General features: G+C 66.9%; 25 protein-coding genes and 1 tRNA gene. 19 read left to right on the top strand and 7 right to left on the bottom strand.

Annotated elements, in window-relative coordinates:
- Positions 1-85: 85 nt before the first annotated feature.
- The 5 genes from gntR to H7X47_RS01540 all read left to right on the top strand — a co-directional run bounded on the left by gntR (position 86) and on the right by H7X47_RS01540 (position 3,747).
- Positions 86-1,180, top strand: a complete 1,095-nt coding sequence (gntR, locus tag H7X47_RS01560) for an HTH-type transcriptional regulator GntR (RefSeq protein WP_193366851.1) — start codon at positions 86-88, stop codon at positions 1,178-1,180.
- Between the two features lie 100 nt (positions 1,181-1,280).
- Positions 1,281-2,210: an AraC family transcriptional regulator gene (locus H7X47_RS01555; RefSeq protein WP_193366850.1), complete on the top strand. Its 930-nt coding sequence runs from the start codon at positions 1,281-1,283 to the stop codon at positions 2,208-2,210.
- 224 nt (positions 2,211-2,434) lie between these two features.
- The gene (locus H7X47_RS01550) at positions 2,435-2,968 is read left to right on the top strand and encodes a DUF4142 domain-containing protein (protein ID WP_193366849.1); all 534 of its coding nucleotides are present in this window, start codon (positions 2,435-2,437) and stop codon (positions 2,966-2,968) included.
- A gap of 3 nt (positions 2,969-2,971) precedes the next feature.
- Positions 2,972-3,325: a cupredoxin domain-containing protein gene (locus H7X47_RS01545; protein ID WP_193366848.1), complete on the top strand. Its 354-nt coding sequence runs from the start codon at positions 2,972-2,974 to the stop codon at positions 3,323-3,325.
- Between the two features lie 32 nt (positions 3,326-3,357).
- Positions 3,358-3,747: a VOC family protein gene (locus H7X47_RS01540; RefSeq protein WP_193366847.1), complete on the top strand. Its 390-nt coding sequence runs from the start codon at positions 3,358-3,360 to the stop codon at positions 3,745-3,747.
- Between the two features lie 65 nt (positions 3,748-3,812).
- Here the strand turns inward: H7X47_RS01540 and H7X47_RS01535 are convergent, their stop codons facing one another.
- Together H7X47_RS01535 and H7X47_RS01530 are read right to left on the bottom strand one after the other, a co-directional pair.
- Entirely contained in the window at positions 3,813-4,496 is a 684-nt protein-coding gene (locus tag H7X47_RS01535; protein WP_193366846.1) for an SDR family NAD(P)-dependent oxidoreductase, read from the bottom strand.
- A gap of 112 nt (positions 4,497-4,608) precedes the next feature.
- On the bottom strand, positions 4,609-5,031 hold the full coding sequence (locus H7X47_RS01530) for an organic hydroperoxide resistance protein (protein ID WP_193366845.1): 423 nt from the start codon (positions 5,029-5,031) through the stop codon (positions 4,609-4,611).
- Positions 5,032-5,239: 208 nt separating this feature from the next.
- On the opposite strand from H7X47_RS01530, the gene H7X47_RS01525 reads away from it, so the two are divergent.
- Positions 5,240-5,695, top strand: coding sequence for a MarR family winged helix-turn-helix transcriptional regulator (locus tag H7X47_RS01525; RefSeq protein WP_227010113.1), 456 nt, complete (start codon positions 5,240-5,242; stop codon positions 5,693-5,695).
- Between the two features lie 11 nt (positions 5,696-5,706).
- On the opposite strand, the gene H7X47_RS01520 is transcribed toward H7X47_RS01525, so the two are convergent.
- Positions 5,707-5,904, bottom strand: coding sequence for a DUF1129 domain-containing protein (locus H7X47_RS01520; RefSeq protein ID WP_193366843.1), 198 nt, complete (start codon positions 5,902-5,904; stop codon positions 5,707-5,709).
- A gap of 161 nt (positions 5,905-6,065) precedes the next feature.
- On the opposite strand from H7X47_RS01520, the gene H7X47_RS01515 reads away from it, so the two are divergent.
- From H7X47_RS01515 to H7X47_RS01490, 6 genes are all read left to right on the top strand, one after another.
- Positions 6,066-6,872: a DODA-type extradiol aromatic ring-opening family dioxygenase gene (locus H7X47_RS01515; protein ID WP_193366842.1), complete on the top strand. Its 807-nt coding sequence runs from the start codon at positions 6,066-6,068 to the stop codon at positions 6,870-6,872.
- 154 nt (positions 6,873-7,026) lie between these two features.
- Positions 7,027-8,415: an aldehyde dehydrogenase family protein gene (locus H7X47_RS01510; protein WP_193366841.1), complete on the top strand. Its 1,389-nt coding sequence runs from the start codon at positions 7,027-7,029 to the stop codon at positions 8,413-8,415.
- A 284-nt stretch (positions 8,416-8,699) separates the two neighbouring features.
- Entirely contained in the window at positions 8,700-9,602 is a 903-nt protein-coding gene (locus H7X47_RS01505) for a LysR substrate-binding domain-containing protein (protein ID WP_193366840.1), read from the top strand.
- A 271-nt stretch (positions 9,603-9,873) separates the two neighbouring features.
- Positions 9,874-11,367: a hypothetical protein gene (locus H7X47_RS01500; protein WP_193366839.1), complete on the top strand. Its 1,494-nt coding sequence runs from the start codon at positions 9,874-9,876 to the stop codon at positions 11,365-11,367.
- Between the two features lie 3 nt (positions 11,368-11,370).
- Complete coding sequence (locus H7X47_RS01495) at positions 11,371-12,402, top strand: glycosyltransferase family 2 protein (protein WP_193366838.1); 1,032 nt, start codon at positions 11,371-11,373, stop codon at positions 12,400-12,402.
- A complete protein-coding gene (locus H7X47_RS01490) occupies positions 12,399-13,064 on the top strand; it encodes a methyltransferase domain-containing protein (protein WP_193366837.1) in 666 nt (221 codons plus the stop codon). Before H7X47_RS01495 ends, H7X47_RS01490 begins: the two co-directional genes overlap by 4 nt.
- Here the strand turns inward: H7X47_RS01490 and H7X47_RS01485 are convergent.
- The 3 genes from H7X47_RS01485 to H7X47_RS01475 form a co-directional block, all read right to left on the bottom strand.
- Positions 13,027-14,019, bottom strand: coding sequence for a lysylphosphatidylglycerol synthase domain-containing protein (locus H7X47_RS01485; RefSeq protein ID WP_193366836.1), 993 nt, complete (start codon positions 14,017-14,019; stop codon positions 13,027-13,029). The genes H7X47_RS01490 and H7X47_RS01485 overlap by 38 nt on opposite strands.
- A complete protein-coding gene (locus H7X47_RS01480) occupies positions 13,955-14,719 on the bottom strand; it encodes a hypothetical protein (RefSeq protein ID WP_193366835.1) in 765 nt (254 codons plus the stop codon). The genes H7X47_RS01485 and H7X47_RS01480 overlap by 65 nt, the downstream gene beginning before the upstream one ends.
- Positions 14,720-15,130: 411 nt before the next feature.
- Positions 15,131-15,205 (bottom strand) — tRNA-Gly (locus tag H7X47_RS01475).
- Between the two features lie 259 nt (positions 15,206-15,464).
- On the opposite strand from H7X47_RS01475, the gene H7X47_RS01470 reads away from it, so the two are divergent.
- From H7X47_RS01470 to H7X47_RS01445, 6 genes are all read left to right on the top strand, one after another.
- A complete protein-coding gene (locus H7X47_RS01470) occupies positions 15,465-15,995 on the top strand; it encodes a prolyl-tRNA synthetase associated domain-containing protein (RefSeq protein ID WP_193366834.1) in 531 nt (176 codons plus the stop codon).
- A 148-nt stretch (positions 15,996-16,143) separates the two neighbouring features.
- Positions 16,144-17,088 carry a thioredoxin gene (gene trxA, locus H7X47_RS01465; protein ID WP_193366833.1) on the top strand — a complete coding sequence of 315 codons (945 nt, stop codon included), beginning with the start codon at positions 16,144-16,146 and terminating at the stop codon, positions 17,086-17,088.
- 27 nt (positions 17,089-17,115) lie between these two features.
- Positions 17,116-17,775, top strand: coding sequence for an LON peptidase substrate-binding domain-containing protein (locus H7X47_RS01460; RefSeq protein ID WP_193366832.1), 660 nt, complete (start codon positions 17,116-17,118; stop codon positions 17,773-17,775).
- 36 nt (positions 17,776-17,811) lie between these two features.
- Positions 17,812-17,991, top strand: coding sequence for a Trm112 family protein (locus H7X47_RS01455; RefSeq protein WP_193366831.1), 180 nt, complete (start codon positions 17,812-17,814; stop codon positions 17,989-17,991).
- Positions 17,984-18,403, top strand: coding sequence for a gamma-butyrobetaine hydroxylase family protein (locus H7X47_RS01450; RefSeq protein WP_193366830.1), 420 nt, complete (start codon positions 17,984-17,986; stop codon positions 18,401-18,403). The genes H7X47_RS01455 and H7X47_RS01450 overlap by 8 nt, the downstream gene beginning before the upstream one ends.
- A gap of 123 nt (positions 18,404-18,526) precedes the next feature.
- The gene (locus H7X47_RS01445; protein ID WP_193366829.1) at positions 18,527-19,756 is read left to right on the top strand and encodes a M24 family metallopeptidase; all 1,230 of its coding nucleotides are present in this window, start codon (positions 18,527-18,529) and stop codon (positions 19,754-19,756) included.
- 42 nt (positions 19,757-19,798) lie between these two features.
- On the opposite strand, the gene H7X47_RS01440 is transcribed toward H7X47_RS01445, so the two are convergent.
- Positions 19,799-21,139, bottom strand: a complete 1,341-nt coding sequence (locus H7X47_RS01440) for a UbiH/UbiF/VisC/COQ6 family ubiquinone biosynthesis hydroxylase (RefSeq protein WP_193366828.1) — start codon at positions 21,137-21,139, stop codon at positions 19,799-19,801.
- Between the two features lie 402 nt (positions 21,140-21,541).
- On the opposite strand from H7X47_RS01440, the gene H7X47_RS01435 reads away from it, so the two are divergent.
- Positions 21,542-21,880: a P-II family nitrogen regulator gene (locus H7X47_RS01435; RefSeq protein WP_193366827.1), complete on the top strand. Its 339-nt coding sequence runs from the start codon at positions 21,542-21,544 to the stop codon at positions 21,878-21,880.
- The last annotated feature ends 10 nt before the right edge of the window (positions 21,881-21,890 follow it).

Genomic DNA, 21,890 nt, shown 5'->3' with positions numbered 1-21,890 from the left:
GTGATAGCGCTAGCAATTTGGCCTTTCCTGGCGGAAAGTGGTGGAATGCGGCGCCATGACCAGGGGGATTGACCAAGGGGTACGCATGACACGACGCAAAAAGGGCCGTACGACAATTGCCGACGTGGCCGCGGAAGCGGGGGTCAGCCCGATCACCGTCTCGCGCGCCCTGCGTGAGCCGGCCCGCGTCTCCGAGCCGCTGCGCAAGCGCATCGCCGCGGCGGTGCAGGCCCTCGACTATGTCCCCGACCTGCATGCCCGGGCCCTGGCCTCGGCGCGCACGAACGTGGTCGGCGTGATCATCCCTTCGCTGACCAACTCCGTCTTCGCCGATGTGCTGCGCGGCATCCACGACCGCGCCGAGAAGACCGACCTGCAGGTCCAGTTCGCCAATACCCGCTATTCGCCCCAGGAAGAGGAACGCCTGATCCGCCTGTTCCTCAGTCAGTCGCCGGCGGGCCTGATCCTGGCCGGCATTGACCAGACGGCGGCGGCGGCCGAGATGCTGCGCGCCGCGAAGCTGCCCATCGTGCAGATCATGGAGCTGGGGCCCGATCCCTTCGACATGATGGTGGGCCTCGACCAGCCCGCCGCCGGGCGGGCCATGACCGAGCACCTGCTGGAGGCGGGCTACCGCCGCATCGCCTGTCTGGCCGCCCGCCTGGACCCGCGCAGCAACCGCCGCATGGCCGGCTACCGCGCCGTCATGGCCGAGCACGGCCTGGACGACGACAGCCTCGTCGTCCAGACCAAGGCGCCCTCCTCGGTCCGCGTCGGCTGCGAGCTGCTGCGCGAGATCGTGGCGCAGCGCCCGGATATCGACGCCGTGTTCTGCAACAACGACGATGTCGCCCTGGGCGCGCTCTTCGAATGCCAGCGCATGGGCATCGCGGTGCCGGAGCGCCTGGCCATCGCCGGCTTCAACGACTTCGAGATGTCGGCGGCGGCGGAGCCGCCGATCACCAGCATGGCGACCGAGCGCTATGAAATGGGCGTCACCGCCATGGACATGATCGCCCAGACCATCGCCGGCGAGCCGCCGGAGGAGAAGGTCGTCGATCTGGGCTTCCATCTCTGCGCCCGCGCCAGCACCCAGCCGCGCGCCGGCGCCCGCCCGGAGCGCCAGCCGGCGCCCAAGAAGTCCGCCGCCCGCACGACCCGGGTCAGGGAAGCCCGCTGATACCCCGCCCTTTCCAATCCCGCTGAACGCCCTAAATTCATGTGCTGGCGTCCTTCCTGACAGGACGCGGCGCAAAGAATTGGCCGGGATCACCGCCGCTATGGACGTTCTGAACGATATCCTCGACACCCTGGAGCTGAAGGGCGCGCTCTACTTCCGCACCGACTGCTCGGCCCCCTGGGCCATCGCCGTGCCCGACTATGCGCAGGCCGCGCGCTTTCACCTGGTGGTCCAGGGAAGCTGCCACGTCCGCCTCGCCTCCGGCGCCGCGCTGGAGCTCAACCCCGGCGACCTGATCCTGATCCCGGGCGGGCGCAGCCACGTGCTGGCCGACAGCGCCGGGCGCCATGCCAGCGACCTGGAGACCGTCCTGAAGGACAGCGGCTATGACGGCGAGGGCGCGCTGGTCGTCGGGCACGGCGACCCGCAGGCCTCGACCCAGCTGATCTGCGGCCACTTCACCTTCCGCGCCGCCGCCGACCACCCGCTGCTGCGCGCCCTGCCGGAGGCCCTGGTGGTCACCGCGGCCATGCGGGCGCGCGAGCCCTGGCTGGACGAGGTGCTGCGCCTGGTGGCGCGCCGCATGTTCGCCGAGGAAATCGGCAGCACCGCCGCGGTCACGCGCCTGTCGGAGATCGTCTTCATCGAGGTGCTGCGGATCGGCGTCGAGCAGTGCGAGGAGCTGAAGCGCCTCGTCGAGGCCTTCCGGGACCGCCAGGTCGGCCGCGCCCTGCAGCTGATCCACGCGCAGCCGGGCGAGACCTGGACCGTCGACCGCCTGGCCGGCGAGGTCGGCATGTCGCGCAGCCGTTTCGCCGAACGCTTCAGCGCCCTGGTCGGCCAGGGGCCCATGGCCTACCTGGCCGACTGGCGTCTGCAGAAAGCCCTGGCGCTGCTGGAGCGCAGCCCCGCCAGCAGCGTGCAGCAGGTCGCCAGCCAGACCGGCTACAAGTCGCCGGCGGCTTTCAGCCGGGCCTTCACCGGCAAGTTCGGGGTCGCGCCCTCCGCCTACCGGCGCCGCAGCGCCTGAGGTCATAGACCGGCGATTCTTTGCAGATCGTCCCGAACAAGCTGCCGCTAGTCCCGCATTCTCCTGCCTAGATTGATTGATCGTCCCTCCGGGCCCAGCTTCGCCCTGTCGGCAGGAATTGACTTCCGAGTCTCAACAGACAGGGGGGGGGGACCGCCCGCCCCGCGCGCCGCCGACCGCGCGGCGGGCAAGGCATCCCCTTATCCCAAGAAAAGGAAAGACAGATGCCCCGCAGATTGCTTCTTACCACCGTCGCTGTGCTCTCCGTCGCCGCCGCGGGCTGCGCCTCGGCCGACGAAAAAGCCATGAACGACCTGGAGATTGCCCACAGCGCCTACACCGCCGGCAACCTGGATATCCGCTATGCGCACCTGGCGCTGGCCCTGTCGGAGAACGAGACGGTGCGCGACTTCGCCGCCACCATGATCCGCGACCACAGCGCGGTGAACGACGAGGCCGTGGCGCTGATCACCAAGCTGAAGGTGACGCCCCAGGACAACGACCTGAGCCGCGCTCTGGTCAAGGGCGCCGGGCAGAAGCGCGCCGAGCTGGTCGCCCTCAAGGGGCAGGCCTTCGACTGCGCCTACGCGACCAACGAGCTGGGCTATCACCAGGTCGTCAACCAGACCGTTGAAGGCAGCTTCATTCCCCAGGCCACGGTGCCGGAGCTGAAGGACCTGCTGTCCGACGCCCTGGTGACCTTCAAGGTCCACGAAGGCCATGCCGAGGGCATGGTCGCCTCGCTGAACTGCGGCTGAACCATGGCGCGCATCGCCGTCACGGCGTTGCTGGCCCTGCTGGTCGCCGGGCCGGTGTCGGGGGGGCTTCCGGGCTCTTCCGGCGCCGCCGGCGGCGGGGCGCCCAGGCTGCACCGCGTGATCATCGAGGACTTCGCCTTCCGGCCGCAGCGCCTGGAGGTGCGCCCCGGCGACAGCGTCGAGTGGGTGAACCTGGATCTCGCCCCGCATACCGCCAGCGACGTGGACGGCGCCTGGGACAGCGGTGAGCTTGCCAGGCAGGCAAGCTTTCGCGCCAGCTTCGGCGCCGCCGGGAACTTCGCCTACCTCTGCGCCTTCCACCCCATGATGCGCGGCGAGATCGTCGTCGCGCCCTGACCCTTGTTCCCTTTCAATATAGGAAAACGACCATGACCCTGATCGATCATGCCAGCGTCGGCGTGCCCGACATCGCAACCGCCCGCAAGTTCTACGACCCGGTGATGAAGGCGCTGGGCTGCGACTGCCTGGCCGCCCTGGACGGGCTTGCCGCCTACGGCACCAGCGTGCCGCAGTTCGTCATCATCCTGCCTTTCGACAAGCAGGCGGCCAGCGCCGGCAATGGCACCCACATCTGCTTTGCCGCCGCCAGCCGCGAGGCGGTCGACGCCTTCTCCAAGGCCGCGCTCGACAACGGCGGCAGCGACGAGGGCGCGCCGGGCCCGCGCCCGGGCTATCCCAAGGCCGACGTCTATGCCGCCTTCGTGCGCGATCCCTTCGGCAACAAGCTGGAAGCCATCCACAACGGCTTCACCGCCTAGGGGCGGGGGCTTCACCGCCTAGGGGCGGGGGCTTCACCGCCTGAAGACTGAATGGAGAGGTGGGGCTAGAAGCTCTCGACCCAGGGGCGCAGCTCCACCTCCCAGGTCCAGGCCGAGCGGTGCTGGCGGGCGACCTGGAAATAGGTCTCGGCGATGGCGTCGGGATCCAGCAGGGCGTCGCGGCCGTCGTCGGGGCGCGCCGCCGAGCGGATACCGCCGTCGATGACGAAGTGGGCGACGTGAATCCCTTCGGGCTGCAGCTCGCGGGCCAGGGACTGGGCCAGGCCGCGCAGGCCGAACTTGCCCATGGCGAAGGGCGCCGAGCGCGGATAGCCCTTTACGCTGGCCGAGGCGCCGGTCAGCAGGATGGTACCGCTGCCGCGCTCCAGCATGGCCGGCACCACGGCATTGCAGAGCAGGTAGCCGCCGTAGCAGGACACCAGCAGGGCCTGCTTGACCGCCTCGGGGTCCAGCTCGGTGAAGGGGCCGCGCTGGCGGCCCGAAGCGTTGAACAGCACCACGTCCGGCACGCCCAGGTCCCGGGTCACCGCGCCCACCATGGCATCAACGGCCGCCCGCTCCGTGACGTCGCAGGGATAGACCCCGGCCCCCAGCTCCCCGGCCAGGTCGGCCAGCTTGTCGGTATTGCGCGCCGCCAGGGCGATCTGCGCCCCATCCTTGGCGAAGCGCCGCGCCACCGAGGCACTGAGCCCCGCCCCGGCGCCGACGATGAGAACGGTTTCGGCCATCGCGCAGTCCTCCCTTCAGGTAACGGCAAGTGACGCAAAAGCCGGAACGGGTTCCTGCCGCGCCCCGGCCTTGCGTCTGTCTGTCATTCCTTACTTAGGGGGCCTTGCGGCCTTAAACCAGGGTCACGCGCACATCCAGGCCGTTGCGGGTGGCGTGGGAGTAGGGGCAGACGATATGCGCCTGGTCGACCACCGCCTGGGCGACGTCACGCTCCAGGCCCGGCAGGCTGACCGCGAGGGCGACATCCAGGCCGAAGCCCTCGCCGTCGTCGCGCGGACCGATGCCGACCGTGGCGGTCACCTTGCTGTCCTCGGCGATCTTCACCTTCTTCTGGGCGCCGACGAACTTCACCGCGCCCAGGAAGCAGGCCGAGTAGCCGGCGGCGAAGAGCTGCTCGGGATTGTTGCCCTCGCCGCCCGGGCCGCCGAGCTCCTTCGGCGTCGTCAGGGCAACGGAAAAAGCGCCGTCGCTGGTCGCGGCGGAGCCGGTACGGCCCCCGGTGGCGCTGGCTTCGGTCGTGTAGAGAACCTTCATCTCGCGTACTCCTGTTCTGCCTTTCCGGCGGAGCCATTCCGCCTTGGGATGCAGAATATATGTCGTGCGCGATCTAATCGTGCAATAGGCATAATCCAACTTTTTCGCAACACCCTGATAAGCAACATGTATTTTCTGCGCGATTAGCTTGCGCGCGATCTATTGGCGCATATATTTGAGGAGAAGAATGGATTCTCGGAGACGACTCATGGCCGCGAAGAAGACCGACTCCCTGGGGCTGGACGAGCAGTTCTGCTTCGCCGTCTATTCGACGGCGCACGCGCTGAACCGCGCCTACAAGCCGCTGCTGGACCGCCTGGGCGTGACCTACCCGCAGTACCTGGTCCTGCTGGCCTTGTGGGAAGAGGACGCCCGCAGCGTCGGCAGCCTGGGCGCCCAGCTGATGCTGGAATCCAGCACCCTGACGCCGCTGCTCAAGCGCATGGAGACCGCGGAACTGCTGCGCCGCGAGCGCAGCCGCGAGGACGAGCGGCAGGTCACCATCCGCCTGACCCCGAAGGGACGGCGGCTGCGCGAGAAGGCGAAGCAGGTGCCGAAGTCGGTCCTGGCCGCCACGCAATGCAGCGCCCGTGAGCTCGGCCAGCTGCGCGAGCGCGTCACAGCGGTGCGCGACGCCATCCTGGAGACGGTCGAGGCGGCTTAGGTCCCTAAGGCTCAGCCGTTCGGGCGGATACGCTGCAGCAGGTCCCAAACCGGGATCGCACTCAAGCCGCCGATGACCCCGGCGACATAGGGCGGCAGGGCGAAGCCGAAGACGGCGTTCCAGATCAGGCCGGCGATATAGCTCGCCGCCAGCATCACCAGAACCGTGATGAGAAGACGCTGCCAGAGCGGCAGGCGTGACTGGGACATGACATGACCTCTCGGCGGGAAAGGGGTCCTTCTTTGTCCGATGCTTTGCCCCCGCCTGTCAAATGGGCGTGTCAAACGACCTTGAGAGGTGGAACGGGGCCGGCATGGCAATTGCCGCGCCCGCGCCTATATCTTGAAGTCTTCCCGCCGCGCGAGGCCCCATGCCGCAAGACACCGCCCCACCACTGCCCAGCTTCTTCCTGCCGCACGGCGCCGGCCCCTGCTTCTTCATGGACTGGACGCCGCCCGACGCCTGGGACCGCATGGCCGCCTACCTGCGCGGCCTCGCCGCCGGACTGCCGGCGCGCCCCAAGGCGGTGCTGGTGGTTTCCGCCCACTGGCTGGCGCCCACCTTCACCGTCACCAGCGCCGCCGCGCCGGAGCTGATCTTCGACTACTACGGCTTTCCGCCGCACACCTACCAGCTGACCTATCCGGCCCCGGGCGACCCGGCGCTGGCCGCGCGGGTCGCCGCGCTGCTACAGGACGCGGGGCTGCCCGCCGCCGAAGACGCCAGGCGCGGCTTCGACCACGGCGTCTTCATTCCGCTGAAGCTGGTCTTCCCCGAGGCCGATGTGCCGGTGGTGGCGCTGTCGCTGCGCGCCGACCTGGACCCGGCCGCGCACTTGGCCGCCGGGCGCGCCCTGGCCCCCCTGCGCGAGGCGGGCGTGCTGATCCTCGGCTCCGGCATGAGCTTCCACAACATGCGCGGCTACGGCGATCCGCGCTTTACCGCGCCTTCGCAGAGCTTCGACGCCTGGCTGACGGCAAACGCCGCCGATCCGGCGGCCCGCGCACAAGCGCTGGACGCCTGGGCCGAGGCGCCGGGCGGCCTGCAGTCCCACCCGCGCGGGCAGGAGGAGCACCTGCTTCCCCTCATGGTGGCGGCCGGCGCCGGCGGCCCCGGGCGGCGCGACTTCACCGACCGGGTCATGGAAGTCGCGCTCTCGGCCTTCCGTTTCGATTGAGTAGCTGAACGCATAGCCGCCCTGCGTCGCGTGAGCGATGCAAAAGCGGGTCAAGTCGTGCTATCGAACCGCCGCATCATGAAGAGAGGGACGGCCCCGGAGAACGTTTCCGGGCAGCCGAGTTCCCAACAGGGGTTGTTCTGGGAGTTCCACCGTGACCGAGACCATCTGCATTTCCCCCGTCGACAACAGCGAATACGCCCGCCGCCCGGTGGCCGGCGACGACCAGGTGGAGGCGGTCTTCGCGCGCGCCCGCCTGGTCCAGCGCGACTGGGCGCGCCTGCCCATCGCCGAGCGCGCGCGCTACTGCAGCGCGCTGACCGACGCCATGCTGGCGTTGAAGGACGACATCATCCCGGAGCTGGCCTGGCAGATGGGCCGTCCGGTGAAGTTCGGCGCCGGCGAGCTGGGCGGCTTCGAGGAGCGCGCCCGCGGCATGATCGGCATCGCCGAGCAGTCCCTCGCCCCGGTGGTCCCCGACCCCAAGGACGGCTTCAAGCGCTACATCAAGCGCGAGCCCCTGGGCGTGGTGCTGACCATCGCGCCCTGGAACTTCCCCTACCTGACGGCGGTGAACTCCATCGTCCCGGCGCTGATGGCCGGCAACGCCGTGGTGCTGAAGCACGCCGCCCAGACCCTGCTGGTGGGCGAGCGCTTCCAGCAGGCGGCCGACAAGGCGGGCCTGCCCGAGGGCCTCTTCACCAACCTCTGCCTCAGCCACGGCCAGGTGGGCAAGATCATCGCCGCGCGGCTGGCCGACCAGGTGAACTTCACCGGCTCGGTCGAGGCCGGCAAGGTGATCGAGCAGGCCGCCGCCGGGCAGTTCATCGGCGTCGGGCTGGAGCTGGGCGGCAAGGACCCGGCCTATGTGCGCGCCGACGCCGACATCGACTTCGCCGCCGAGAACATCATGGACGGCGCCTTCTTCAATTCCGGCCAATCCTGCTGCGGCATCGAGCGCGTCTACGTGCACGACAGCCTCTTCGACCCCTTCGTCGAGAAGTTCGTCGAGCTGACCCGCGGCTACGTGCTGGGCGACCCGCTGGACCCGGAGACCACCCTGGGGCCGATGGTGAAGACCTCCGCCGCCGACTTCGTGCGCGGCCAGATCGCCGCCGCCGTGCAGGCCGGCGCCACCGCCCACCTGGACCCCAAGGACTTCCCCGCCGACAAGCCGGACACGCCCTACCTGGCCCCGCAGGTGCTGACCGGCGTCACCCACGACATGTCGGTCATGACCGAGGAGAGCTTCGGCCCGGTGGTCGGCATCATGAAGGTCTCGGGCGACGAGGAGGCGGTGCGCCTGATGAACGACTCCGCCTATGGCCTCACCGCCTCGATCTGGACCCGGGACCTGGCCGCGGCCGAGGCCATCGGCGGCGAGGTCGAGACCGGCACCGTCTTCATGAACCGCGCCGACTACCTGGACCCCATGCTGGCCTGGACCGGCGTGAAGGACACCGGGCGCGGCGCCACCCTGTCGCAGGTCGGCTACGAGATGCTGACCCGGCCCAAGTCCTTCCACCTGCGCCACACCGTCTAGGTAGAGACAATATACCTACTCGTCGGCCAGCGCACGGGGGTCGATGGGCAGGTCGTCCAGCTCCCCCGGCACGCCCCCAGGGGGGCCGGGGGCCGAGAGCGGCCCCCCCCGCCGGGCGGCGCCCCCCGCCCCGCCGGCCGGCCGCCGGGCGTGCCGCGGCCGCCGGGGGAGGCCGGGCCAAGGCAGCCAGGGGATCTGAATGCTCCAAACCATGCCTATAATTTTGAAATAGGCTCATACCTATTTCACTGCCGTTTTTGCCTGAACTCATATAAATTTTCTATATGAGTGAGCTGTCGCGCCTGTATCTCAACGCGCTTCGGGCGGTGGAGGCCGCCGGCCGCCTGGGCAGCCTGACCGCGGCCGCCGAGGAGCTGGGCGTATCCCTGGGCGCGGTCAGCCATCAGGTGCTGAAGGCCGAGGCCCAGCTGGGCCAGGCCGTCTTCGTCCGCGGCCCCAAGGGCCTAGAGCCGACCGCCTTCGGCCGCCAGGTGCTGGCGCACCTGCAGGAGGGCTTTCGCCATCTGGCCGCGGCGGCGGCCCTCGGCCGCGACGAAACGGCCAACACCCTGACCGTCTCGGTGCCGCCGATCCTGGCCGCCAAGTGGCTGGTCCCGCGCCTCAGCCGCTTCACCGAACGGGCGCCCGAACTGAGGCTGCGGATCGACGCCTCCACCGGGCTGGTCGACCTGGACCATGCCGACATCGACCTGGCGGTGCGGATCGGCAGCGGCGGCTGGCCCGGCGTCACGGCGGCGCACCTGCTGGACCAGGTGGTGTTTCCCCTGTGCAGCCCGGCGCTTGCCGAGACCCTGACGCGGCCCGAGGACCTGGCCAGCATCCCGGTGCTGCGCGACCGCGGCGCCATGTTCACCTGGGAGGCCTGGCTGGCGCCGGAAGGGCTGAGCGGCCTGGAGCTGACCGAGGGATCGCTCTACTCGGACGCCGGCCTCTGCCTGCAGGCGGCCATCGCCGGACAGGGCGTTTTCCTGGCCTGGCCGACCCTGGCCGCCTACGCCCTCGCCGAGGGCCAGCTGGTGGCGCCCTTTCCCGGCCGCCACAAGACCGGCTACGCCTACTGGCTGGTGACCTCGGCGCAGCGCCCCAAGACCGCCAAGGTGCAGAAGTTCGAGGCCTGGCTGCGCGAGGAATTCGCCGCCTTCGCCGAAGCCGATGAAGCGCCCTGAGCCCCGGCCCGGAGATCACCCGGAAACGCAAAAGGCGGCCCGAAGGCCGCCTTTTTTGCATTCACCGCAATGATTGCTGAGCAACCGACAGGCTGGACCGCTACCGCCAGGCGGCGCAATCAACTCATATTTCGTAAACGCCGGAGTCGGTAATGTATGATGCTTTGTCTGTGCGCTGCGGAAGCCACGCCGCCGGCCGCTTGGACCACGATCAGGGCAGGAGCGTTTCTTGCAAGGGACTACGGAGGACTCACAAAACCTGCAGAAACCAGTGCGGCTCATCGTTTTCATCGCGCTGCCGACGGCTGTTCTCGCCGCCGGCCTGCTGGGGCAGGCGTCAGTCTATCTGAACCACGACGTCGGCTGGATCCTCTATTCATCGGATCTGATGCTGGGCGGCGCGGAGTTCGGGCAGGACATCATCACCGCCAATCCACCACTGATCTGGTGGATCTCCATGATCCCCAACCTGCTCTCCGACTTTTCAGGGCTTCCGGTTATTCCCTGCTTCCGCCTGCTGGTCACGCTGGGCATCGGCGCTGCGCTCATCGTGTCGAACCGCTTCCTCGCCCGCCAGGGTGCGTCCCTAGCTGAGCAGGCGCTTTTCGTGGTGCTCGGTGTCTACCTTCTGGCCGTCGCAGTCGACAGGGATTTCGGCCAACGCGAGCACCTGGCGGTCCTGCTTTTACTTCCCTACCTCTTTGCCGTCGCCCACCGCATGGAGGGACGGCCGATCACTCCCATCGGGGCCCTCGTCCTGGGCGCGGCCGCCGCTGTCGGCGTCGCTTTCAAGCCCTATTTCGTCCTCGTGCCTCTCCTGCTGGAAGCAGCCTTGTGGTGGCGCACGCGGTCGCTGTCGAACCTGTTTCGCCCGGAAGCGCTGGGCGCCATCCTCGCCATCGTCGCCTATGCGATCGCTCTGTTTGTGCTGGCAGGGCCCTGGTTGTTCGAGGTAGCACCGGACATCTCGCGCGTGTACTGGGCTTTTGCGCGGTCGCTCGGCGGCCTTGCGATGCCGATTGCCGAGAAGTTCGCTCTGCCGGCTTTAGCTGCCTTGATCGTGCTGCGCTTCAACCCCTCGCCGCGCGGCGTTGTGCTGGTCTTGGCAGCAATCGGGTTCTTCGGCGCTGCCGCATTGCAGGCGAAGTACTACACTTACCATGTCTACCCGGCCTATGCTCTGCTGGCGATTGCCGCCGTCATCGGAATTCCCGGCCTGGGCAAGCCTTGGAAGTTCCTGGCCATCGGCCTGGTGACCATCTTCCTGACACAGGACATGGCGGAATCGATCTTCAGACTCAAGGCCCGCTCCGAGGACGGAAAATTCGGTCAGCAAATTCATTCGGTAATCTCTTTCGTGAAGGCGAACGTACCGGAAGACGGTTCATTTCTCGCCATTTCGACTCATCCCTACCCGGGCTTTCCCACAGCGCTCTACGCCGAGCGGACCTGGGCTTCGGCAAGCAACAGTGCGATATTCCTGCCCGCCGTGGTTCGTCTGAGAGAGTCAGGAGGAGATACCGATCCCGCAACCCTGGCTTTTGCGGAGAAGAAAGCGCGTGAAGCCCTGCAGCGCGACCTGGCCTTGGCACCGGACCTCGTGCTGGTCGACGAGCAGGACTTCCGTCACGCGATCGGCAGCAGCAGATTCGACTTCCTGGATTTCTATCTGGAGCAGGCGGCATTCGAAGCGACCTGGCGCAACTATGAGCAGCTACCCTCCGCGCCGAAGGGGTTCGCTGCATTCAGGCGCAAGAAGGAATAGGCGATGAGCGAAGCGGATCAGGGAAACAAGGGCGCCGACATCGCCGTCGTCATCCCCTGCTATTACAGCGCGGGAACGATCGAAGAGGTCGTCAGGGCTGTGCCTGGAGAGGTCGGCGCAATCATCTGTGTCGATGACGCCAGCGGAGACAACCAGATCGACGTCCTGCGCAAACTGGCCTCGCAGGAGAAGCGTGTCGAGGTCCTTCGCCATGAGAAAAACAGAGGTGTTGGTGCGGCGACGATTTCCGGCTACCTCCGTGCGATCGAGAAAGGTGCACGGGTGATCGTTAAGCTGGACAGCGACAATCAGATGAACCCCGCATTCATTCCCGCCATGGCCGCCCCGATCCTGAGCGGCGAGGCCGACTACGTTAAGGGCAATCGCTTCTTCGACATAGAACGGGTCCGCGCCATGCCCGGTCTCCGGTTGTTCGGCAATGCAGGGCTGACTCTGATGTCGCGGGTTTCTTCGGGCTATTGGAACGTTTCCGATCCGACGAACGGATTCACCGCCATACACGCCGATGTGGCGGCCATCCTGCCGCTGCAAAAACTGCATGAAAGATACTTCTTCGAGTCCGACATGCTCTTCAGGCTCAATTCCTTTGGCGCCAGAGTCATCGAGCAGCCGATCGAGACCCGTTACGGCAACGAAGACAGCCACCTGAATATCGGGCATTCGCTGATTACCTTTCCCTTCCTGCATCTGCGCAATTTTACGAAGCGTCTCTTTTACAACTACTTCCTGAGAGGCTTCGACATCGCCTCGCTCTACCTACTGGGCGGAGCGGCGCTGTGCTTTTCGGGAGCGATGTTCGGGGCGCTCACCTGGATGGAAAGTGCACGCTCTGGAGAGCCTGCGACCACGGGGACGGTGATGCTGAGCGTCACGCCCCTGTTGCTTGGCTTTCAGCTCTTGCTGGCTTTTTCCCATCACGATGTCGCCCGTACGCCGCGAACTCCGATCCACCCCCGCATCAACCGCTTCAAGACCTTGGCAACAGATGATCATGACGGGTCGGAGAGATCATGACGTCCATGCTTTCCCACATCCGCGAACGCCGGCGCGTCCTGCGCCATGCCATCGACGTAGAGAAGAATTTCGCTGAATGGGAAGAGTCCTGCGTTCCCTCCTATCTGCACTCAAACTTCCTTGCCGCCTTCGTGAGCTGGCAGAGGCTGTTCGTTGCAGCCGAGCTGGCGGCACAATTCGTACCCGACTGCCGCCGCGTCCTGGACTTCGGGTCGTCTGTCGGCGAGCTATCACATCTCCTGAAGTTCGCCGGCGACTATGATTTCGTGGAACAGGACGCCGCCGCGGCCAACTACCTGCTCGCGAACAACGAGCGCGCCCACCGCGTGACTCTGGAGGAGGCGCCCAAGGGCGGGTACGATGCCGTATTCGCCATCGATTCTCTGGAACACAATGAAGACTATGCCGATCTCTTAGCTGCGCTGGCCGAGCGCCTGGCTCCAGACGGCACTCTCATACTCTCAGGTCCCACCGAAAACGCGTTTTACCGTTTAGGTCGCCGCGTTGCCGGCTTTCAAGGCGACTACCATCTTACGACGATCTTTGACATAGAGCGCGATGCCGCCCGTCATCTTCAGAGGGTTCGGCAGCGAACTGTGCCCTTTGGTATTCCGCTGTTTCGAATCACGGCGTGGAAGCGCCGGCGTTCCGCCGCACCCTGATCGCTGCGATCGACAAGTCCAGAGCAAGGCTTGACAGAACGACCGAAACAAGCAGCAGCGGACGGACAAGCAAGGCGATGGATGCCGCCTCATCAAGCTTGATGCCGACAGCGACCAGCGCGGCGGTGGCGCCTGCCTCGGTAACACCGAGGCCCGCGATAGAGATCGCCAAGGCACCGGCCAAGTTTACCGCGGCGATAAAGAGCATCGCCTCTCCCAGCCCGATCGGCAGTCCGAGGACACGAAAAGCCGCCATGACCCCGGCGAGCGCGGCGCTCCACACCAGCGCGACCAGAAGGGTCCGCACCATGCGATCCCGAAGGGATACGTCTTCCTGGCGCGCCGCCTCGCGGAGAAAGGTTGCGATCCGGCTCTTCGGGACAGCCAAGGTGACGACACGCAGGAAAATCACCGCCAGCTCGTCGGCGAACCAGATCAGCGGAAGGGTGAATAGGATGACCGGCCACCCGAAACCAACGGGGATACCGATGAGGACAACGCCCAGGAGTCCGATCGCCGCCAGGGCTATCGTATCGCGCAGCCGGCACTGCGCGATGATCCGCAATGCGGTGCTACCGGCCAGCCCCGTGATGTGCTTGGCCAGGAGCGGAAAGCCGAGATCGCCGAACCCGCTTGGAGCCAGGGTGAAAACAGCTTGGTGACGTGCGGCAAGTTGAACCCAGCACAGCTGCCCGGCGCGATCGACCCTCGGTGCCAGGGTGCGCAGCAGAATTCCCCTGCCGGTGATCATCACCAGGTGTGCGCAAAGAAGCCCCGCGAGCCAAGGGAGATTTCGCCGCTCGAGATCGAGAAAGGTGAAGTCCGCCAGATGCAGCAACAAGGCGAGGGCGCCCGCACTGATCAGCCCCGCCAGGAGCAGCTTGCGCCTGTTAATAATCATAGCCGCACTGACGCGCCAGAACGCCGCAAATCCGCCCAGCCGCTTGCCGGTCACCGGGCTGACCGACCCATGCGTAGGGGTTTTCCTTGTTGTTCAAGTCGGCGGGTCCCGCTTCCAGCAGACCGGGCAAGTCGAGGCAATCTGAAATGGCTTGAAACGCGACGGCGCGGACCGCTTCATCTTGGGAGAAAAGGTCTTCATAGCGCACGAGTGCGAAGCTGGTCGTCTGGGCGCGCAGGTTGTGGATCCGCTGATTGCACCAGTTCCAGCGCCACAGAGCGCGTTCGTAGTCGCTGCATGCTCTCCAGCCGGCGGGCCGCGGTGAAGGGTAAGGCCGTGCAAAGGGGAGCCAGTCGATGACCGCGCGATAGCGGTCTGAGGCCTTGAATGTGGCTATCGAGCGTGCCCAGCTCGCGGGGTCGCGGACCACATGCACGACCCTCAGCGGCCGGCCCTGCTGCGGCAAGAGGTCGGTAATCGCGCAGAGAAAGGGATTGATCTCGACGTAGACGCCGCCGGCTTCATCAACACGCGCGGTCCGCGCGCGCTCGAACAGCCACTTGAGAAGGCCTCCGCCGAGGCCCCAGTCGTTGCGAAGATTACCCAGCATCATCTGATAGCGGGTCTCGGCGGGCTCATGGGCCGCGGTAACCGTCCCGGCAAACTGGCGGTTCATCAGCCGCTCGAGAAAAACGGTGCCCGTTCTGCCTGCGGAAAGCACGTATCGCAGCGCCGGCAAGTTTTCATTTTTCATCGCTGGTTCGAAAGCTCTTTCACCGGACAAATGGTCAGCGATGGGTTTTGCGACTCGCGCGAGATCCGCCAAATCTGGAACGCGTTGCTCATTTTGCCATCAAGTCAGGCCAGATCGCCGTCGGCGCACCCAATCGGCGGTACCGACCCCATTCTTACGGCAGCTTAGCATCGGCCCCGCCTTGATTCACTCTCGGCCGGTTGATCCGGCATGCACTCCAGAAACCCCCGGGCTTGCTGCTCGCCCCTGCGGGCAAGAGAACGTCTTCCTATGTATCCAGCAGGGGCTCAAGGCTTGTGGAAGGACGGGGCGAATCGGTCGGCGGCGGCTTCTCAAGCACGGAAATCAGAAACGCAAAAGGCGGCCCGAAGGCCGCCTTTTCTGCACTTACCCCGCCCAAAGGCGGGAAATTGGAGCGGGCGATGAGATTCGAACTCACGACCCCAACCTTGGCAAGGTTGTGCTCTACCCCTGAGCTACGCCCGCACCGGAGAGCGGGTGGATACCCGCTTTCTGAGGACTTTGCAAGCCCCTCATTGAGGCGGCCGGAAGCCACCCCGGGAAGGGCCGGGGACCAGACTAGGCGCTGAGTGCTACTCAAGACTTAAAAGCCCGGAAAATAGAGGGAAAACCGGCTCCAGAGCGGCCCGAATCGCGCCCGGCAGGGTGACAAACCGCCGCCAGTCTGCTACGGCCCCAGGCTGCGAAGGGGTTCTGGAAAAAGCACCGGAAAAGGTAGACGATCATGTCCGAGACTGAGAGCGCTGAGGCCACCCTGCCGACCTCGCCCGAGGCGCTGCTGGCGCGCCTGGAAGAGCTGGGCATCACCGCCCAGACCGTGACCCACCCGCCGGTCTTCACGGTGGAGGAGGCCAAGGCCCTGCGCGGCGAGCTGCCCGGCTCCCACATCAAGAACCTCTTCCTGCGCAACAAGAAGGGCAGGATGTGGCTGGTCACCTGCCTGGAGGACCGCGAGGTCGACCTGAAGGCCCTGGGCCAGCGCCTGGAGGCCGGACGCTTCTCCTTCGGCAGCGCCGAGCGCCTGATGACCTACCTGGGCGTGCTGCCGGGCTCGGTAACCCCCTTCGCGGTGATCAACGACAAGAACCACGAGGTCACCATGGTGCTGGACACGGGCGTCATGGACGGCGGGCCGGTGAACTGCCACCCCCTGGTCAACACCATGACCACCGCGGTCTCGCCCGAGAACCTGGTCCGCTTCCTGGAAGCCGAGGGCCACGCCCCCCAGATGCTGGACATGGGCGCCGCCGGCTAGGCCCGAAAGGCCCCGGGAAACGGCCCCTTTGGGGCGGGTGGGCTTGCCCTCGGACCCGAAAGCCGCCATTTATGGTGTGGAACTGTCCACGGCGGCCGGAAACCCCGGCGGCGGGACGTAAATTCAGCAGTCAGAACGGAACATAGGTATGGAACCGATCATCGGCGGACCCAACGGCCCTGGCGGCCCCGGGGGCGCAGGACAGGCCGGCGCCGACGCCATCAAGGACAGCGACCAGCAGGCTTTCGCTCACGACGTCATCGACGCCTCCATGACGGTGCCGGTGATCGTCGACTTCTGGGCGCCCTGGTGCGGCCCCTGCAAGCAGCTTGGCCCGATGCTGGAAAACGCGGTGAAGGCAGCCGGCGGCGCCGTGCGCATGGTCAAGATCAACGTCGACGAGAACCAGCAGCTCGCCGCCCAGCTGCGCATCCAGTCGATCCCCACGGTCTACGCCTTCTTCCAGGGCCAGCCGGTCGACGGCTTCCAGGGCGCGCAGCCGGAAAGCGAGATCAAGGCCTTCGTCGAGCGGCTGCGCCAGGCCGGTGCCGCGGGCCAGGGGCCGAGCCCCATCGAGCAGGCCCTCGAGCAGGCCCAGGGGGCGCTGGAAGCCGGCGATGCCGACACCGCCGCAGCCATCTACAGCCAGGTGCTGCAGCACGACGCGGAGAATGCCGCGGCCCTGGCCGGGCTGATCGCCTGCTACCTGGCCAAGGACGATCTCGACACCGCGCGGGAGGTCTACGAGGGCCTGGACGACAAGATGCGCGCCGATCCCGCCTTCGCCTCGGTCGCCGCGCAGATCAACCTGCAGGAACAGGCCGCCGATGCCGGCGAGATCCCGCAGCTGATGGAAAAGGTCGCCGCCGACCACAACGATCACCAGGCACGCTTCGACCTGGCCATGGCCCTGCACGGTGCCAACCAGCGCCAGGCCGCCGCCGACGAGCTGCTGGAGATCATCCGCCGCGACCGCAACTGGAACGAGGAAGGCGCGCGCAAGCAGCTGGTCACCTTCTTCGAGGCCTGGGGGCCGACCGATCCGCTGACCATCGAGACCCGGCGGCAACTGTCCTCCCTGCTGTTCGCCTGACCCCGGTTGGCATAGCCAGATGTTCTCATGAGCCGCACCGCCTTCGATCCTGCTTTCGAAGACCTGCCGAAGGTCCTACCGATCTTCCCGCTGGAAGGCGTGCTGCTGCTGCCCGGCGGGCGCCTGCCGCTCAATATCTTCGAGCCGCGCTACCTGGCGATGTTCGACGACGCCATGGCGAGCAACCGGCTGATCGGCATGATCCAGCCTTGCGAGGAGTGCCGCGACGAGGAGACGCCGAAGGTCTACGAGACCGGCTGCGTCGGGCGCGTGACCTCCTTCAACGAAACCGACGACGGTCGCTACCTGGTGACGCTGTCGGGCCTCATCCGCTTCGACGTGACGCGCGAGCTGCCGTCCGGCAGCTATCGCCTGGTGGAGCCGGACTACACGCGCTTCGCCGAGGACATGAGCGAGGACAAGGGCGAGATCGACCGAGAGCGCCTGGTGAAGGTGCTGAACGCCTACTTCGAGGCCAACTCCATCGAAGGCGACTGGGAAGCCATCGAGCAGACCAGCGACGAGCGCCTGGTGACCTCGCTGGCGATGATCTGCCCGCTGGGCGCGCCGGAGAAGCAGGCGCTCTTGGAATCCATGACGCTCACCGAGCGCGCCGAGGCGCTGACCGCCATCATGGAAATGGCCACCCACGACCACGACGGCGCGACCGAGAGCAAGCACCACTGACCCCAAGGCCCCCGAAGGGGGCGTCAGGACAAGCCCATGACCCACACCGTCGATCCCAAGCTGCTGGAAATTCTGGTCTGCCCGCTGACCAAGGGGCCGCTGGACTACGATGCCGAGGCGCAGGAACTGATCAGCCGCCAGGCGCATCTCGCCTACCCGATCCGCGACGGCATCCCGATCATGCTGGTCGACGAGGCCCGCCAGATCGATGACTGACAATTCGGCGTCTGGAGGCAAGGTCCTGCAGGAAGAGTCCGCCCAGGGCTTCGACACCGAGCACTGGCCGACGGAGATCCGCTACAGCGCCGGGGACAAGACGCTGCACGTCGCCTTCGACAGCGGCGAGAGCTTCACCTATCCGGCCGAACTGCTGCGCGTCGAGAGCCCCTCGGCCGAGGTGCAGGGCCACGGGCCCGGCCAGAAGCAGACCGTCGCCGGACGCCGCCACGTCGGCATCATGGAGATCGTGCCGGTGGGCAACTACGCGGTGCGCATCAAGTTCGACGACCTGCACGACAGCGGCATCTTCTCCTGGCAGTACCTCTACCGCCTGGGCCGCGACCAGGACGCCCTCTGGCAGGCCTATCTCGAGAACCTGGCCGCCAAGGGCCTCAGCCGCGATCCCTAACGCCCGACGCAAACCCGATCGCTAGCGTAATTCCGCCCTGCCCCGTGTCGCGGGGCGGCAAGACGGCTTGCCCCCAAGACATGCGAAGCTGAAGCGCCGCATCAGTCAAGGGGAGGCCGTGCCATGGCGCCCGACAGCCTCAATTCCGAACGTCTCGCAGACCGTGAGATCGACCTGCCGGCGCTGCGCGCCTGGCGCCTGGCGCGGCTGCGCGATGAGCTGACGGCACGCGACTACGCCGGCGCCCTGCTCTACGACCCCATCAACGTCCGCTACGCCTGCGACTCCCGCAACATGGCGGTGTGGTGCCTGCACAACGCGGTGCGCTATGTCTTCGTGCCCGCCGAAGGGCCGCTGGTGCTCTTCGACTTTCACAACTGCAGCCACCTCTCCGCCGGCAACGAGGTGATTGCCGAGGTGCGCCCCGCCGTGGCCTGGCACTACTTCGCCGCCGGCGAGCGGGGCGCGGAACTCGCCGGGCGCTGGGCGGCGGAGATCGCCGACCTGGTCGCCCGCCACGGCGCCGGCAACCGGCGCCTCGCCGTCGACAAGTGCGACTTCCGCGGCATAGCCGCGCTGCGGGCCGAGGGCATCGAGGTCTTCGACGGCCAGGAAGTGCTGGAGCGCGCGCGCCGCCTGAAAGGGCCGGAAGAAATCGCCTGCCTGCGCGCCTCGGTCGCCGTCTGCGCCCGGGCCATGGGCGCGATGCGCGAAGCCCTCGTCCCCGGCATGAGCGAGAACGCGCTGTGGTCGATCCTGAACCAGGTGAACGCCGCTGAGGGCGGCGAGTGGATCGAGACCCGGCTGCTGGCCGCCGGTGGGCGCAGCAATCCCTGGTTCCACGAATGCGGCGAGGGGATCATCGAAGCCGGCGACATGGTCAGCTTCGACAGTGACATGATCGGCCCCTACGGCTACTGCGCCGACGTCTCGCGCGCCTTCCTCTGCGGCGACGGCAAGGCGAGCCACGAGCAGCGCCGCCTCTACCGCCTGGCCGCCGAGCAGATCCAGTTCAACATGGAACTCCTGAAACCCGGCCTCGGCTACCGCGAGCTGGCCGAGCGCGCCTGGAAGCTGCCGGCAAGCTGCGCTGCCAACCGCTATTCCGTCGTGGTGCACGGCGTCGGCCTCTGCGACGAGTATCCCGCCGTGGTCTACCTGCAGGACTACGACGCCGCCGGCTATGACGGTGTCTTCGAGGCCGGCATGGCGGTCTGCGTCGAGAGTTACATCGGCGAGGAAGGCGGCCACGAGGGTGTCAAACTGGAGCAGCAGGTGCTGATCACCGGGAACGGCGCGGAACTGCTGTCGACCTTCCCCCTGGAAGAGGCGCTGCTGGGCCGGGAGATCTAGAACGTCCCGCCCTTGACCTTCCCCGCCCTTGACTTTCTTTGACTAAAGCGCTTCGCCCTTTACCAGACGCGGCAGATCGCCGACCAGGCCCATGGCGTGGCGCATGAAGAAGCGCTTCAGCGGCGGCACGCGGTTCACCGCGGCGAGGCCCAGGTCGCGCAGCAGACGCACCGGCGGCAGGTCGTTGGAGAACAGCCGGTTGAGGGAATCGGTCGCGGCGATGAGCGCCATGTTGTCGAAGCGCCGCCAGCGCTGATAGCGCTCCAGCACCGTGGCGCTGCCGATGTCGAGGCCCAGGCGGCGGGCATCGACGATGCACTCCGCCAGCGCCGCCACGTCGCGCAGACCCAGGTTCAGGCCCTGCCCGGCGATGGGGTGGATACCGTGCGCCGCGTCGCCGATCAGCGCCAGGCGCGTGTCGATGTAGCGTTCGGCGTGCAGCAGCGACAACGGATAGGACCAGCGCCGCCCGCCCCACAGCGAAAGCCGGCCCAGGGAGTCGCCGAAGCGGCGCTGCAGCTCCGCGGCGAAGGCCGCGTCGTCGACCGCCATCATGGCCGCCACCAGGTGGCGTTTCTCCGTCCACACCAGGGAGGAGCGGTGTACCGTCTCGCCCTTCTCGCCCTCTTTCCTTTCGCCGGGGGCATCGGTCATCGGCAGCAGGGCGAAGGGACCCGAAGGCAGGAAATGCTCGTGCGCCACGCCGTGGTGCGGCCGGCTGTGGGCGACGGTGGCGACGATGGCGGTCTGGCCGTAGTCGATCTCCATCACCTTGATGCCCGCCGCCTCGCGCTGGGCCGAGCGGCGCCCGTCGGCGGCGACCAGCAGGCGCGCCTTGATCACCGAACCGTCGGCCAGGCGCGCCTCGACGCCGCCCGAACCGCGCGTCACCCCGGCGAGCTGCGCGGGCGCGCGGAAATCGAGGGTCTTCAAGTCACGCACCCTGTCCAGGCCGGCGCGCCGGATCGCCGTGTTCTCGACGATGTAGCCCAGCGGCCGGGGGGCAGCCCCCGCCTCCGGCGTATCCTGCGCCACGTCCTCGCTGGCGAAGTGCAGGTGCAGCGCCGAGGCGCCGCCGCGCCGCAAGGTGCCTAAACGCCCGTCGGAGATGCGGATGTCGAGGATCGGCGCGGCCGCCGGCAGCATGTCCTGCCACAGCCCCAACACCTCCAGGGCCTGCTGCGAGCCCCGGGCGATGGCCGAGGAGCGGCCGTCGAAGGCCTCCTCACGGAACTGCGCCGGATCCATGTGGTCGACCACCACGACCTCCAGCCCGGCCTCGGCCAGGGCCACGGCGAAGGCCAGGCCCACCATGCCGCCCCCTGCGACCAGCACTTCCGCGTCCCGCGACCCTGTTTTCGGGGCTGCCTCGTCCTGTGCCATGAATTCCTTCCTTTTCCGCCGATTCCGCAGCTTTACGCCGCCAGCCGGGCTTGTCCAGACGCCGCTTGCCGCAGGGCGACGGCCCGGCGCCGCGGGCTTTCCGAATCTGTCGTATCGCGGTGCACAATTTTTAGACAACCCTTAACTCCTGCCTAAAAAATAGGCGCACGCAAACGATCTCCTTTTGAGCAGCCGGCCGTCGGCGACGCAGCCGAAATGGCGGAATCCAGTCGTTTTTATGCAGACGATGCGACTTGGCACGCTTCTTGACTCTGTGAGGCCAAGTGCCGGCGTTTTCGGGCGGCGGCATAGCGTTCCGGACTTTGTCCGGCAGGCGGCTCAACTGCACCGGGGACCGTCTGGAAAACACCGGTGCGACAGAGGAAGAGGGGATACCGGCGCATGAAGATGGTTATGGCCATCATCAAGCCGTTCAAGCTGGATGATGTGAGAGAAGCACTCACGGGAATTGGGATCGAGGGCCTCACGGTCAGTGAAGTGAAAGGCTATGGCCGACAGAAGGGCCAGACCGAGATCTACCGCGGCGCGGAGTACTCGGTGAACTTTCTTCCCAAGGTGAAAATCGAGGTTGCCGTGTCCGACGACGCCGTCGGGCAGGTGGTGGAGACCATTCAGAATTCGGCCAACACCGGCCGGATCGGGGATGGAAAAATCTTTGTTCTCGACGTTGGCCACGCCGTGCGCATCCGCACCGGCGAGACCAATGCTGAGGCTCTGTAGAAGGGATTTA

Origin of the sequence: Pelagibius marinus (assembly GCF_014925385.1) — a bacterium.
GTDB classification, from domain to species: Bacteria; Pseudomonadota; Alphaproteobacteria; order Kiloniellales; family Kiloniellaceae; genus Pelagibius; species Pelagibius marinus.
The sequence above is the reverse complement of the archived record's forward strand: the minus strand, read 5'-3'. Positions and strand labels throughout refer to the sequence as shown.